This window comes from Flavobacterium covae (genome assembly GCF_001534645.1).
GTDB lineage: Bacteria > Bacteroidota > Bacteroidia > Flavobacteriales > Flavobacteriaceae > Flavobacterium > Flavobacterium covae.
Genome location: NZ_CP013992.1, coordinates 2,130,278 through 2,145,363, shown reverse-complemented (window position 1 = coordinate 2,145,363; position 15,086 = coordinate 2,130,278). Strand labels below are relative to the sequence as shown.

The 15,086-nt window shown below is 31.0% G+C and carries 13 protein-coding genes; 3 read left to right on the top strand and 10 right to left on the bottom strand.

From position 1 onward, the window contains the following. Nucleotides 1-151: 151 nt before the first annotated feature. The 3 genes from AWN65_RS09515 to AWN65_RS09505 all read right to left on the bottom strand — a co-directional run bounded on the left by AWN65_RS09515 (nucleotide 152) and on the right by AWN65_RS09505 (nucleotide 4,429). Complete coding sequence (locus AWN65_RS09515) at nucleotides 152-1,615, bottom strand: lipopolysaccharide biosynthesis protein (protein ID WP_060382952.1); 1,464 nt, start codon at nucleotides 1,613-1,615, stop codon at nucleotides 152-154. A gap of 119 nt (nucleotides 1,616-1,734) precedes the next feature. Then, nucleotides 1,735-2,496 (bottom strand): FkbM family methyltransferase, encoded by a 762-nt coding sequence (locus AWN65_RS09510; RefSeq protein ID WP_060382951.1) that lies wholly within the window; start codon nucleotides 2,494-2,496, stop codon nucleotides 1,735-1,737. 187 nt (nucleotides 2,497-2,683) lie between these two features. Next, complete coding sequence (locus tag AWN65_RS09505) at nucleotides 2,684-4,429, bottom strand: ABC transporter ATP-binding protein (RefSeq protein WP_060383875.1); 1,746 nt, start codon at nucleotides 4,427-4,429, stop codon at nucleotides 2,684-2,686. 51 nt (nucleotides 4,430-4,480) lie between these two features. Between AWN65_RS09505 and AWN65_RS09500 the strand changes: the two genes are divergently transcribed. After that, nucleotides 4,481-5,431 carry a GSCFA domain-containing protein gene (locus AWN65_RS09500; protein ID WP_060382950.1) on the top strand — a complete coding sequence of 317 codons (951 nt, stop codon included), beginning with the start codon at nucleotides 4,481-4,483 and terminating at the stop codon, nucleotides 5,429-5,431. Between the two features lie 2 nt (nucleotides 5,432-5,433). Then, nucleotides 5,434-6,045: a DUF4230 domain-containing protein gene (locus tag AWN65_RS09495; protein WP_060382949.1), complete on the top strand. Its 612-nt coding sequence runs from the start codon at nucleotides 5,434-5,436 to the stop codon at nucleotides 6,043-6,045. Between the two features lie 276 nt (nucleotides 6,046-6,321). Here AWN65_RS09495 and rho read toward each other — a convergent pair whose 3' ends face one another. Further along, nucleotides 6,322-8,100 carry a transcription termination factor Rho gene (gene rho, locus AWN65_RS09490; RefSeq protein WP_060382948.1) on the bottom strand — a complete coding sequence of 593 codons (1,779 nt, stop codon included), beginning with the start codon at nucleotides 8,098-8,100 and terminating at the stop codon, nucleotides 6,322-6,324. A gap of 170 nt (nucleotides 8,101-8,270) precedes the next feature. Here rho and AWN65_RS09485 point away from each other — a divergent pair, with 170 nt between their 5' ends. Then, nucleotides 8,271-8,678 carry a DUF4293 family protein gene (locus AWN65_RS09485; RefSeq protein WP_060383874.1) on the top strand — a complete coding sequence of 136 codons (408 nt, stop codon included), beginning with the start codon at nucleotides 8,271-8,273 and terminating at the stop codon, nucleotides 8,676-8,678. A gap of 871 nt (nucleotides 8,679-9,549) precedes the next feature. Here the strand turns inward: AWN65_RS09485 and AWN65_RS09480 are convergent. The 6 genes from AWN65_RS09480 to AWN65_RS09455 all read right to left on the bottom strand — a co-directional run bounded on the left by AWN65_RS09480 (nucleotide 9,550) and on the right by AWN65_RS09455 (nucleotide 15,075). Continuing rightward, nucleotides 9,550-9,909 (bottom strand): rhodanese-like domain-containing protein, encoded by a 360-nt coding sequence (locus tag AWN65_RS09480; protein ID WP_081078423.1) that lies wholly within the window; start codon nucleotides 9,907-9,909, stop codon nucleotides 9,550-9,552. Between the two features lie 8 nt (nucleotides 9,910-9,917). After that, complete coding sequence (locus AWN65_RS09475; RefSeq protein ID WP_060382947.1) at nucleotides 9,918-11,675, bottom strand: aromatic amino acid hydroxylase; 1,758 nt, start codon at nucleotides 11,673-11,675, stop codon at nucleotides 9,918-9,920. 70 nt (nucleotides 11,676-11,745) lie between these two features. Continuing rightward, nucleotides 11,746-12,129, bottom strand: coding sequence for a group III truncated hemoglobin (locus tag AWN65_RS09470; protein WP_060382946.1), 384 nt, complete (start codon nucleotides 12,127-12,129; stop codon nucleotides 11,746-11,748). A 97-nt stretch (nucleotides 12,130-12,226) separates the two neighbouring features. After that, a complete protein-coding gene (locus AWN65_RS09465; protein ID WP_060382945.1) occupies nucleotides 12,227-12,757 on the bottom strand; it encodes a DUF4136 domain-containing protein in 531 nt (176 codons plus the stop codon). Between the two features lie 68 nt (nucleotides 12,758-12,825). Next, nucleotides 12,826-14,811, bottom strand: coding sequence for a urocanate hydratase (locus tag AWN65_RS09460; protein ID WP_060382944.1), 1,986 nt, complete (start codon nucleotides 14,809-14,811; stop codon nucleotides 12,826-12,828). 81 nt (nucleotides 14,812-14,892) lie between these two features. After that, on the bottom strand, nucleotides 14,893-15,075 hold the full coding sequence (locus AWN65_RS09455) for a DUF5522 domain-containing protein (protein WP_060382943.1): 183 nt from the start codon (nucleotides 15,073-15,075) through the stop codon (nucleotides 14,893-14,895). Nucleotides 15,076-15,086: the final 11 nt, after the last annotated feature.

Here is a 15,086-nt window from a genome sequence, read left to right as displayed (position 1 = left end):
CCTTTCGTCGAAATGAAAAGATTGCGAACTTTTTGGACAGTCTCAAGGTTAAAAAAATACTATTATGAGGAAATTTTAAAGTTTGAATGGTATAAATCAATAGAATAAGCTGCTTTTTTGAGGTTAAAAGATTTTTTTAATTATTTGCCCTTTACCTCATTAATGATTTTGGTAAAACCTCCTTTATAGGGATAATTTTAAAAAATTCATTAGCAACAGCAAAAGCAATAAGAACTACAAAAGGTTTGTAGCATAAATTAATAAATTTATAAGGAGTATTAGGTAATAAACGACCGATGATAATCACAATAATTAAAACAAAAAATAAATGTAAAAACTTCCAACTAAAAGGATGTATACCAAATTTTTTATAATTAAAATAAATTTTTATTAAGTTGTAGGTAGTTAGAGAAATAGCAGTAGCAATAGAAACACCAATAATTCCTAATTTAAACCAGAATAAAAAAATTAGATTAGATATTATAGTCAACAACGCTAATGCAACGGTTGTGGTATTATTAAACTTATAGTATTTAGAATTAGTAATAATATAACCATTAAAACCTGTAGCTAGATCAAATAACAAAGCAAATCCCATAATATATAATACAGGTAAGCCCTTGATCAACTTATCTCCGTTTTTCATCAAAGCAAATAAATCTTCAATTCCAACAGCTACTAAACCAAATAATACGATGCCAATTACAAATAAATACAAAGATGTTTTATGATGTAAGGTTTTTAAATCTTGTATCTTGTTTTCAGCTATATACTGTGCAATAATAGGGGCTGAAATAGTATAAACACCTAAGGCAGGAACAGTGATCATTCGAACCAAATTAAGAGATGTATTATAGATAGAAACTTCTTGAAATGTTAACATTTCACCAATCATATAGGTGTCAATGTTCAGAGCAATTACAGACCCCATACTACCTAAAAACGTATAAAAAGAATAAATAAAAAGAGTCTTTCCAAATTGATCCTTTTTTAAAAAAGTAAAATCCATTTTTTGAGTTAGTTTTTCTAGGTGATTAAGATAAATGACCATTCCTAAAAAAGCAATTACAAAAAAGCTAACAAAGATCCATAAGGCTCTGCTTTCTTGTAGTTTATCCCAAAGTAATAATGCAAAGGCTGTTACCATTCCTAATTTAGGAAATAAATTTTCGAAAATATTAGGGATGACAATTCGTTTCTTGATAGAAATATATTTAGATGTTAATTGTATTAATGAAAGAAGAAATGCTACTGAAAGTATATAAGGTGAATAAATGTAAAAATCAGTTGACTGGAGTGATGGAAAGAGTATTGTTGTGAATCCTAATAATATAAATCCTAATAAAAAATTACGGCTAATAAAAACGATAGAAAATTTAAATAAATCTTGTTGCGTATTGTTTTGTGACATCTGAGGAAAAAATCGGACGTTAGCGTGCATGATTCCCAAGGCGATCACAGGTAGAATTAATAAAGCAGTTTGATGTATAAACTGAAGTTTACCCGAAAAATATAAATCATACGGATATAAAAATACGGTAGAAAATATACCCACAAGAGTACTTAAGTATCCTATGATACTATATTTTATACTCTGTCTTGCAACAACACTCATTTAACTACTTATTTTATGAATTTTGATAAACTTATAGAATATTTAACTCAATATCCAAAGGTTATATAGGTTATCTAATAGGATTTTTAACTATGCAATTATCCCTATGAATTCTACAACTATTTAGGTACAAAAATAAAATTATTTATATAGCGATTAAAATCATTTAGATATTCATCTTTTTGAAAATTAGATAATAAAGAAATGTCAAAAGGATGTAAAATCAATGATTTTCTATTAAAATAAAAAACCTCATAATCAAAACTATTTATAAAATCAAAAATTTCTTGGATTCTATAATGAGCATGGCGTAATTCAATTTCAATAATAAATGTTGGACGTAATTTTTCTAGAACTTTTTTACTGCCTTTAATGGTATCAAATTCATGCCCTTCAACATCAATTTTTACTACATCTAACTTTTCTATTTTATTTTGTGAAACCCAATCATCCAACGTTATTGTTTTGATTTCAATTTTTTCTACTTCGTCTCCCATGTTTTCTAAAGAAGCACGTGTGTCCTGTAAACCATTTTCTTTTTTAGGAATATGTAATATAGAAGTACCTGTTTTAGAAGAAACAGCTAAGGGAAATAGTTTGATTTTAGGAAATAAAGGTTGAATATAATGAACTAAGGATTCATTTGGTTCAAAACCAAAAATTTTACCTGTTTTGATCTTCTTCTCAGCTTGATATAAATAAATTCCTTTATTGGTTCCTATATCCACAAAAATAGAATCTTCTTGTAAGAGCTGATGAATAAGTAGTAATTCTGGTTCACACTTATAATCAGTTGTATGTAAAGAATCAAGTGTTTTGTAATATCTTTTCTTATATAAAGAAGGCCAAAAATGATAGGCTAGTTGTATTAAAAATTTCATTTTTATATGTTCGTTTAACTAAATATTTTAAAAAAAATAAACAAGGCTTTATAAACTTTGTTAATCTGGAAAAATTTTGTCATTCTAATCTGATAAATGATTTTTCAAAAGTAATCTTTTCCCCAAAAATAGGAAACATAAGACATTTAAGCAGATGAAATGCTCTTTTTTAGAAAATAAAACGATTCTATTTTCTTTCGCCTATTTGTTGTCTCCACATAGCATAATACAATCCTTTGCTATCTACTAAATTTTGGTGTTTCCCGTGTTCGATAATCTTACCTTTTTCAAGAACAAAAATCTTATCAGCGTGCATAATAGTAGAAAGACGATGAGCAATTAGAACCGTTATACGGTTGTGGTTAGAGATAGATTTAATAGTTTCATTAATAGCCTCTTCTGTAAGAGAGTCTAGAGCAGAAGTTGCTTCATCAAAAATCAAAAGATTTGGGTTTCGTAAAATAGCTCTAGCTATAGATAAACGTTGTTTTTCACCGCCTGAAACCTTAATTCCTCCTTCTCCAATGGTCGTATTAATACCATTTTCTGCACGATTTAAAAGGTTTTGACAACTAGATTGTTGTAGCGCATTTAATAAATCCTCATCGGAAGCATCGGGTTTTACAAAAAGTAAATTTTCCTTAATTGTTCCTGAAAATAATTGTGCATCTTGTGTTACAAATCCCAATTGTTTTCTAATTTCTAATAATTCTACCTCTGTTTCATTTATATTATTGTAGGTAATAGTTCCCTCGTTAGGTTTGTAAAGTCCTACAAGTAGTTTTACTAATGTTGTTTTACCTGATCCTGAAGGGCCTACAAATGCAACAGTTTCACCTTTTTTGATTTCAAAAGTAATGTTTTCAACCGCTTTAAAACTAGCTGTTTGATGCTGAAAACTTACCTGATTAAAACATAGTTTTTCTATTGTTCCAATTTTTTTTGGAGAGGTGGGTTTATATTCTGATTCCTGAGATAATAGCTTTTTAAAATTATCTAAAGAAACCTTTGTTTCATTTTTTACAATAATAAATTGACTCATTTCTTGTAAAGGATTAAAAATAAAAAAAGTAAAAAAAGTCATCGTTAACAAATCGCCAACTACTATTTTGCCCTGAAAAACAAAATAATAAAGAGTAAAAACCACTGCGGTTCTCATAAAATGAACCGTTGTTCCTTGTATAAAACTTAAACTTCGTATATAACGTATTTTTTGAAGTTCAAGACCTAGTATTTTAAGGGTGTTTTGGTTTAGACGAGCCTCTTCTTGTTCTGTAAGTCCAAGACTTTTTACTAATTCAATATTACGTAAACTTTCAGTGGTTGAGCCTGCTAAAGCATTTGTTTGAATTACAATATGTCGTGATATGGATTTTATTTTCTTTCCTAAAACAGAACTAACAAGACCAATAATAGGAGCTGTAATAATAAATATAAATGAAATTTTGACATCAATACGAGCAATGTATAAAAAAACAAAAATAAACCCGACTATTGTTTGGAAAACTAATGAAATAGAAAGATTAATTAATTTTTCGGAATCAATTCGAACTTTTTGTAATTTATTAAGAGTTTCGCCGCTTCGTTGATCCTCAAATTGAGCATAGGGCAAATCTAATGATTTTTTAATGCCATCAGCATACATCTCAGCTCCTGTGCGTTGTATAACAATATTGGTGAAATAATCTTGGAAGTTTTTAGTAATTCTAGAAATCATAGCCATTAAGATGGATAAACCTAACCAAAAGCCAACAGCTTTTACAAAAGCCAGATCATTTCCTTTGTATTTTTCAATGCCTACACCACAATCCTGCATTATTTTACCTGTGATAATAGAATCGCTTAAGCTAAAACAAATGTTCATTCCAGCCATTAATAAGGCAATGGCTAAAAGTCTATAATGTTTTTTTAAATATTGAAATAAAATCTCCATTTCTATAAAGTCCATATTTAGAGGATTGCTAAAATATTTGTAGTTTTGAATATGATTTTTTCATTAAAAATACCAATTGACAAAACCAAGAATACAATAAATTATCAATCCGATTTATTGTTATTGGGTTCCTGTTTCTCAGAAAACATCGGTAACAAATTTAGTTATTTTAAATTTAAGACCACAGTAAATCCTTTCGGGATAATTTTTAATCCCATTTCTATAGAGAAATTAATTAAAAGAATTGTAGAAAAAAAACATTTCACAGAAGAAGATATTTTTTTTCACAATGATTTGTGGCATTGTTTTGAAATACATTCAGAACTTTCAAATCCAGATAAAGAAAACTTTTTAAAAACACTCAATGACCTAATAGAATTTGCAAATAAACAAATAAAAGAAATTACTCATTGTATTCTAACCCTAGGGACTTCTTGGGTTTATAGAATAAATAAAACAGGAGAAACAGTGGCTAACTGTCATAAGGTTCCGCAAAAAGAATTTACCAAAGAATTGCTTTCTGTAGAAGTTATTCAGCAAAGTTTGATAAACATTGTTTTACTCGTAAGAAAAATAAACCCAGATGTGAAATTTATTTTTACTATTTCTCCAGTACGGCACATAAAAGATGGTTTTTTTGAAAATAATGTAAGCAAAGGAAATTTGTTTTTAGCACTTCATAAAACATTTTCTATTTCAAAGATAGAAGAGGCGTATTTTCCAAGTTATGAAATTGTAATGGACGAATTACGTGATTATAGATTCTATGAAAAAGATTTGCTACACCCTAATGAACTTGCTATAGATTATATTTGGGAACGTTTTTCAGAAATTTATTTCGAGACAGAAACGCAATCTTTAATGCTTGAAGTAAAAAATATTCAAAAAGATTTAGCACATCGTCCTTTTAATCCCAATACAGAAAAACATCAAAAATTTTTAGAAAAAATAGAATTCAAAAAAGCACTATTGTTTAAAAAAATACCTCATTTATCTTTTTAATTATGAATTATATCTACAAAAAACTATTTTACGGACTATTATTTTTAGTGCTCATTTTTTTTGCATATCGATATCTTAAAAATAATGATGAAACTTCTACAGAATATAATACTAATTTAATCCAAGAGCAAGTTAGAAATGTTGGGAAATTAGTGGTAACAGAAGGACATTATTCTCAAGTATTAACTTTTAAAGATCAAGATCATTATTTAGGAGGGTTCATATCATTTGATAAAAAAGCATTGATAATTGTGAATTCAGATGTAACGATAGGATACGATCTACGTCAAATGAAATATGAAATAGATGATAAATCTAAGGTTATTCGAATTATATCTATACCAAAAGAAGAAGTAAAAATTAGTCCTGATATACAGTATTACGACATTGAACAAAGTCAGTTTAATAAGTTTACAGGTTCTGATTTTAATGCGATTACTCAAAAAATTAAAAAGGATTTAGCTAAAAAAATTCAGAAATCTGCTTTGAAATCCAATGCTGAAAATCGGTTAATAAGTGAATTGTCAAAAATATTATTAGTTACCCATTCTGTGGGGTGGAAAGTAGAATATAATGGAGAAGAGATAAAAAAGGAAGTTGACTTTAAGCTTTAATGTATTTTGCTGTTGGGTTTTATATCTTCAAAAGAAAAGGGAATATTTTAAAAGATAAAGATTTTTTAAACATATACATAAAGGTTGTTATATAAAAAGAATTTGAATGTCTTTAATGATAAATTATAAGAGACTGTTCAAAAAGTTTGCAATCTTTCATTTCGACCAAAGGGAGAAATCACATAATCTTGATTATGAGACTCCTCCTTACGTCGGAGAGACAGACTGCATGTTGATTTATTACTTTTTGGTCAGTCTCTTTGTTATATGTAGTGTTTAATCATTCATAGATATTAAAAATTCTTCATTGTTTCGAGTCTTCTTAAAGCGATCATTAATAAATTCCATTGCTTCTACAGAGTTCATGTCTGCTAAGTATTTACGCATGATCCACATACGTTGAATGGTTTTTTCGTCTAATAAAAGGTCGTCACGACGTGTACTAGATGAAGTAAGATCTACAGAAGGGAAAATGCGGCGATTAGCAATTTTACGATCTAATTGAAGTTCCATGTTACCAGTACCTTTAAATTCTTCAAAGATTACTTCGTCCATTTTGGAGCCTGTTTCTGTTAATGCAGTAGCAATGATGCTTAATGATCCGCCGTTTTCTACATTACGTGCAGCCCCAAAAAAGCGTTTAGGTTTTTGTAAGGCATTAGCATCAACACCTCCACTTAATACCTTGCCAGAAGCTGGTTGCACAGTGTTGTAAGCACGAGCTAAGCGAGTAATAGAGTCTAATAATATAACGACATCGTGACCACATTCAACTAAACGTTTTGCTTTTTCAAGTACTATATTGGCAATCTTGACATGTTCTTGTGGTTCGCGATCAAATGTAGAAGCAACTACTTCTGCTCGCACACTGCGTTGCATATCAGTAACTTCTTCGGGACGCTCATCTATGAGTAGTACAATCATGTACACTTCTGGGTGATTTGCCGCAATAGCATTAGCAATATCTTTAAGTAACATGGTTTTTCCTGTTTTTGGTTGAGCTACGATCATACCACGTTGCCCTTTTCCAATAGGGGAAAATAAATCTATAATACGTGTAGAAATAGAACTACCTTTTTCTGCTAATTTAAATTTTTCGGTAGGAAAAACAGGAGTTAAATGGTCAAAGGAAACACGATCTCGTACTACTTGTGGGTCATGACCATTAATTTTTAGAACTTTTACTAAAGGGAAATATTTTTCTCCTTCTTTTGGTGGGCGAACAACTCCTTTTACTGTGTCACCTGTTTTAAGACCAAATAATCTAATTTGAGAAGTTGACAAATAAATGTCATCAGGAGAGGCTAAATAATTGTAATCAGCGGAACGTAAAAAGCCATATCCGTCAGGCATCATTTCTAATACGCCTTCACTTTCTATGATACCTTCAAACTCATAATCAGGTTCTCTGAAATTAGTTGTTTTTTTGTATTTAGGATTTTGGTTATACTTGTGTTTGTTTGATTCAATAGATGGGGGTAATTCAGGTTCTATAGTAGAATTGTTTACTTGGTCGGATGAAATTTCCGCTATTTCTACAGTTTCTTCTGTTTGGCTTTCTTGGAGGTTGATTGTAGTGTTTATCTCTTCTGTTGGAAGATTAGATTCAATAATCTTTTCGTTTGTTTCAGTAATACTCTTTTTGTCTTTAGGGAATTTCTGGTTTTTATTCTTTTTTACAAAAGTATCCTTTTTTTGTTCTGTAACTTCTTCTGTGTTAGTTGTTACCTTCTTGTTGTTTACTTTTTTAGATGTTTTTTTTTCATCTGTTTCTTCCGTAAAAAAGGACGTTTCTTGATTTATATCAACTTTTTCAGGTTCTGATGATGCTTCTTTTTTGTCTTTGACCATACGAGTTCGTTTAGGTTTTGAAGAATCTTCAGGGATGCTATTTGCATCAGGGGTTAGTTTTTCAGGGTTTGAAGCTTGGAAGTCAAGTATTTGGTAAACTAAATCGTCTTTTTTAAGAGTTTTAAAATTCTTGATTTTCGCTGCTTTTGCAATTTCTTGCAATTCATTTAGCTTCATTTCTTTTAATACAGAAATATCAAACATAAAGTATAGTTAGCTTAAAAAAATGGGGTTTAAAAATTGATTTTTTGAAACTTATGTTCCGAAGTATGAAGTGCTTACGGATTGTTCTTGCAATAATACAAAATTTTATTAAGGAAACAATAGTTTTTTTAAAAAAGAAAATATATTTTTGTATCAATATAGTAGAAAAGATGATTCAAAGAGTTCAAAGCATATATTTAGTTCTGGCTTTTGTTGTAATGGCGGTCTTGCCTTTCGTGTTTCCTCTTTGGAAAGAAGGGGAGAAAGAGGTATATTTTATGACAAATATTACCTATACTGCTTTCTTCGGTTTGAGTACCTCATTATGTATGATGAGTCTATTATCTTTTAAAAAGAGACAAACACAATTTGTTTTGAACAGATTGAATATAATATTAAACTTAATTTTACTAGGATTATTTGTGTATTGTGCACTAAATTTATCTGGAGGAACTCAGGTTCCTGTGAAGGGTATTGGGATGTTTCTTCCTGCAATCACTATCTTGTTGTTAGGGTTAGCTAACAAAGCCATTAAAAGGGATGAAGATCTTGTAAAATCAGTGGATCGATTACGATAAACCTATCATCTTAGTTTATTAGTGCGACTAGTCTCAGAGGTAACTCTGGGACTTTTTTATTTAGAAAAAATAAAAGTAGAATCTTTTTTGAAGAATTTTAAAATCCATGTAATGCTTTTAAATTCGTGTTAATTGACTTTATATGTGTGAAATAAGTTAAATGAAATAAAAGAGTTTGGATTAATGAGAGATTTGGGTTAAATCTAAGTCTTTTTGTCTGAAGCCCTTTGGAGTGTGAATAATATTCAAAATAATTCCATTTAAACTTAAAATATACTGAATTAAAAAGTAAAATTCTCGATATGTTTTTTTATTTTAAAACAACTCGAAGAAGCGGTTGAGTATATAACTGAAATCATCGTTAGTTCGAGTGCGAAGCGCATCAAGAATCAATACTAATTTTTATTGCTTTTGTAGGATAATGTTTAAATCAACATTCAGTTTGTCACTCCTACGTAAGGAGGAGTTTCATAATCCAATATTATGTGATTTCTCCCTTTGGTCGGGATGATAAGATTGTGAACTTTTTGGACAGTCTCAAGGTTAGAAAAATAGTATTATGAGGAAATTTCAAAGTTTAACCCAAATTACGCATTAGAGAATTTAAAAAAAAACTTTATTGATTCCCTAATACTTTAATTTTTAAAAACTAGAATTGATAAAAATTAAAATGTTTTATTTCAATGAGTTATAAAAATTAGTTTTTCTAATGTGTAATCTGAGTTTAAATGGTATTAGATCAAAAAAAGTCTTAAAACAGAAGAAGTTTTATCGAAGGAAATTTTTTGACCCAAAAAAAGGCTATCTAAATTTAGATAGCCTTTTGTTTCCAAAAAAAAACTAATAATGTGGTATCTTGATATGAAGAAAATTATAGCTTATGTTGTAAACTATCCCAACTCCCGCCGTTTATACACTCAAAATTGTGTTGTTTAAGTATAGAAACTGCTTGACTGCTACGTATACCACTACGACAACAGGCAATTACAGGTTTATTTAACTTTTTAATGTTTTCTATTTGTTCTTTGATGTTATCAAGAGGGATGTTTTTTGATCCTGGGATATGTCCAGAAGCGTATTCAGCAGGCGTTCTTACATCTATAATGATTGCTCCTTTGGCTATGAATTCTTGTAAATTGTTTTTTTTATTGAAACCTAGAAAGCTAAAAAAGCCCATACCTTTTGATTTTTGATCAAATGTATGGGGTCTTAAATTATTTTTGTGTGACAAAAGTTACATTAGAAAGAAACTTTTTCTAAAATTAGGTCTAAGCCATTTTGAATTAGTTTTTTTGCTTCTGGTTTACGAGTTTTAACATTTTCTAAATGATTTAATACTTTATTTACTAAATCATTATGATTTTGTTTATGTGCTATTTCGGCAATTTCTACTGCTAGTAGCCAATCATTTGGATGGTTGTTTGTTAAAATACTAAAAATTTCTTGAAGTGTTATGGTTGTATTTCTTTCTTCTCGAAGATTTCGAACATTTCTATATAATCCTTCTAACTCTTCTCGTTCGGCTGATTTTTGTTGTTTTATAGTTTTACTGGAAGGAACGTGGCTAATCATATCAAAACTGTTTACATCTGCTGGGCCAGAAAAAGCGGATATGATTTCTTTTCCTACTGCCATATCATAAATTCCCCATTCAGGTTGAAATAAAATTTGATTGTCATGTGTGACGGTACAGTTTTTAAATTTAATAATTAATATTTTACCTTGTATGTTGCGTGTACCTGTGATAATTTCACCTGTAACCTTTATGTTTCCTTCGAATTCTAATGTAATTTGTCTTCCTTCGTAAATATCATAAGCTCTTAAGTCACGTGGACTCATATCTTCAATAGCAAGATTAATTCCTTTTAGTTTGCCTATTGGTGAACCAAAGCCTTCTGCATGGTGTTGGGTTCCATGTCCTACTAATTCTTTTTCACGATAAGATAAAGCTGTTTTGCCTGTTGATTGAATATAGACAGGTTTTCCTTCGTTTTCTATTACGTTACTAAAGATGCCTGAAATTTGTAAACCAGTGCTTAGCTCAATACTTCCTAAAGCTTTTGAATTTATGAGTTTTTTCATGCCTGATAAACCTCCTGTTCGTAATGCCATTTTGTTTGCAAACTCTTCTAAAACTAAGCTCAAATGGGCAAAGTCAGGTGTTACATATAATTGTGGTTGAGGTTTTGTAATATCAAAACTTTGGTTTGCAGCAGTTAGGTCATAAGTAATTTTTTTAACATTATTTGTCATACACCATTCGCTTTCACCAATTGAAGAGAGTAATCCTGCACCATATATTTTAGGATTTTCGATGGTTCCTATTAAACCATATTCAACAGTCCACCAATGTAAGTTTCTGATTTGAGCCATTTCAGAGGGTTCTCCCATATTGTTTTGAAGGAAATTCACTTGTTCTTCGGCTTTTTGTATCTCCTCTTCTGGGGTGTTCTCCGCTTCTTTTAGAATAGAGAGTAAGCGTATGGCTTCGTATAGTTCGTAATCTCTTGCAGAGGAAATGGCTTTACATCCAATTTCTCCAAAGCGTCTTAAATATTCTGCATATTCTGGATTGGCAATAATAGGAGCATGTCCAGCTCCTTCGTGAATAATATCAGGAGCAGGAGTATATTCTATATGTTCTAATTGACGTATATCACATGCAATAACTAATACATTATAAGCTTGGAACTCCATAAAAGCACTGGGAGGAATAAAACCATCTACAGCCACTGCTGCCCATCCTATTTCTTTTAAAATACGATTCATTCCATACATATTAGGAATGTTGTTTGTGTCAATACCTGTTTGTTGAAGGCCTTCTAAGTAAGATTCATGAGCAACTTTTGAAAGATAATCTACATTTTTACGCATTACATAACGCCACACCGCTTGATTAATAGGGGTATAGTCCTCATAATTTTGAGGAATTATAAATTGTTTTAAATGTTGAGGTAATCGGTCGATTAAGGGATTGCTTTCAAAATGAGTTTCCATATTTTAATTAGTTATTTGAGCAAAAATAAGCCTTTTTGTAACGAATTTAAAATTTAAAATACTGATGATGCTATAAAAGGGGGTTATGATTGGCTTTTTTGAAGTATTCAATTTTGTATTGAAATAGTTCAGCCATTTTACTAGCTCTCCATTTAATTTCATCTGCTTTTTTTCCTGTAAATAGATTATCTACTGTGGTATTGAATAGTTTTATCCAACGGTTAAAATGTATTTCTTCTAATGGCATTTTAGCATGAGGAGGAAAAGGAGCTCCAGAATAAGTATGTACTTTTAGTAGTACGGTTTCCCAAAAATTATACATTTTGTTTAAATGAGGAGTCCAATCTTTTATAATGCCATTAAAAATAGGACCTATTAGGGTGTCGACTTTTACTTTTTCATAAAAAGTATTGACTAATAGTTCTATATCGGATCGGTTTTGGATGTCTTTCATTTTATGTACATAATTGTGACAAAGGTATTTAATTGATGCTTTTTAAAAAATGATAAATGTTAGTAAAAAATAAATGCTCCGATGAAGGAGCATTTATTTAATTCTTTATTTGAGGGGGATATTTTTCAAGTATTTTGGATACAAATTCTTTAATGCGAGCATCCTTTTTATTTACATCGTCTGTTAAATATCCAGAGCCTTTTCCTTGCCAGATCAATTCTTGGGTTTTGGCATCTATAATATCAATAATTAGTGTTCCTTCTATAGAGGTAATAGGCATTGAATAGTTAATGCCAGCACCCCACCAGGGATTATTCCATCCCATATTCCATCCCCAATTATTGTAGTAGTCTATACGTTCTTTTTCTTTTGTGAAAAAGCTGATGAGTATATCCGCATTTTCAGATTTTGTAAAACCTTTGGATATTAGAGTTTCATTTAAAGCATAAAGTATTCTTTTTTTGTCTAAATCTGATATTTCAGCTTTGTCAATTCCGCTTTTGAGATAGGCAAAAGTTTTATACTGATCAAAATGAGCTCTTTTGTCATAGTCCGTATTTACATACACAGAGCTGCATGCTGTAAGTATGAAAAAACAGAGTAGTACTAGTAATTTTATCGTTTTCATAATATTGAAAATTTTAAGAGACTGTTATAAAATTACAACAAAAAATATACCAAAGCAAATATCTGGTTTTATAAGAGTGTTTCGTCTACTAAGTTAGGTAAGGTCACTTTTAATAAAGGTTCTTGTTCCATTGCTCTTTTGATAGCAAAAATAGCACCTTCATTTCTTGCCCAACTTCTTCTTGAGATACCATTGTTAACATCCCAGAAAAGCATGGATTTTAGTCTTCTATCGCTGTCGCTTGAACCGTCTAATAACATACCAAAACCGCCGTTAATTACTTCTCCCCAGCCTACACCACCACCGTTGTGTATAGAAACCCAAGTGGCGCCACGAAAGCTATCGCCTATGACGTTATGGATTGCCATATCAGCTGTAAATCGAGACCCATCGTAAATGTTAGATGTTTCACGATATGGGGAATCAGTACCTGACACATCATGATGGTCACGACCTAATACAATAGGGCCAACTTCTCCTTTATTAATGGCGTTGTTGAATGCTTGTGCAATTTTAGTACGACCTTCAGCATCAGCGTATAAAATACGTGCTTGTGATCCTACAACTAATTTGTTTTGTTGTGCACCTTTAATCCACTGAATATTATCCGCCATTTGTTGTTGAATTTCCTCTGGTGAATTTTGCATCATTTCTTCTAAAACTTGACAAGCTATGTTGTCTGTTTTTTGTAGATCTTCGGGTTTTCCAGATGTACAAACCCAACGGAAAGGACCGAATCCGTAATCAAAACACATAGGTCCCATGATATCTTGAACATAGGAAGGGTACTTAAACTCTTTACCTAAAGTTGGGTTTTCAGCCATAACATCAGCACCTGCGCGTGAGGCTTCCAGAAGAAACGCATTTCCATAATCAAAGAAGTAAGTTCCTTTTGCGGTGTGTTTGTTTATAGCTTCTGCGTGACGACGTAATGTTTTTTGAACTTCTATTTTAAATTGTTCAGGGTTGTTAGCCATCATTTCATTGGCTTCTTCAAATGAGATGCCTACTGGATAATAACCACCTGCCCAAGGATTGTGTAGGGATGTTTGATCTGAACCTAGATCAATATGTAGGTTTTCTTCATCAAAACGTTCCCATACATCTACCACGTTTCCTAAGTAGGCTAAAGACACGATTTCTTTGGTTTCTAATGCTTTTTTAACACGAGTAATTAGAATGTTTATATCTTCATGAACTTCATGAATCCAGCCTTGTTCATGACGTATTTTGGTTATTTTAGGATTTACTTCAGCACAAACGGTTACACATCCTGCAATTGTTCCTGCTTTTGGTTGAGCACCACTCATTCCTCCTAATCCAGAGGTAACGAATAAGCCTCCATTTGGATTTTTATTGATTTTTCTAAATCCATTCAAAACGGTAATGGTTGTTCCGTGTACAATTCCTTGGGGACCAATGTACATATAACTTCCTGCTGTCATCTGACCATATTGAGTGACTCCTAAAGCGTTGAAGCGTTCCCAATCATCAGGTTTGGAGTAATTGGGTATCATCATGCCATTTGTAACGACTACTCTTGGAGCATCTTTATGGGAAGGAAACAACCCCATAGGATGTCCTGAATACATGACTAGTGTTTGCTCATCAGTCATTTCAGCTAAATATTTCATCGTTAATCTATACTGAGCCCAATTGCTAAAAACACCGCCATTACCACCGTAAGTGATTAATTCATGTGGATGCTGCGCTACGGCATAATCCAAATTGTTTTGAATCATAAGCATAATGGCTTTTGCTTGTAGGCTTTTACCAGGATAATCAGTAATAGGTCTAGCTTTTATCTCATAATCAGGACGTAAACGATACATATAAATACGTCCGTATTTTTCTAATTCTTCCTTAAATTCAGGAATTAGTTCAGCATGCTGATGGGGCTGAAAATAACGAAGAGCATTCTTTAAAGCTAATTTTTTTTCTTCTTCGGTTAATATTTCTTTACGCTTTGGAGCGTGATTAATTTGTGTTTCATACGTTTTTGCTTGTGGTAAAACGTTTGGAATTCCTTGTGTTATTTGTTCTTGAAATGTCATTTTGTTTAGCTTTAAGCTTTATGCTGTAAGCAATAAGCAGTATTTATGGTGTGTTTTTAAGTTTTAGAATAATTGTGGATATTAATTGGTTTTCTTAATAATTCCTGTTTTTTTATCAAATCCGTAAGGACAATGGCGACATCCGCTTTTGCAACAATAGCCTCGTTTTAAATGGTATTTTTCTGTAAAACATTTATATCCTTGGGGGGTGTAATAAAAATCTTCTCCTTCTTTTAAATTATTTGGATTTAAATCATTGTTCATGTGTACAAATT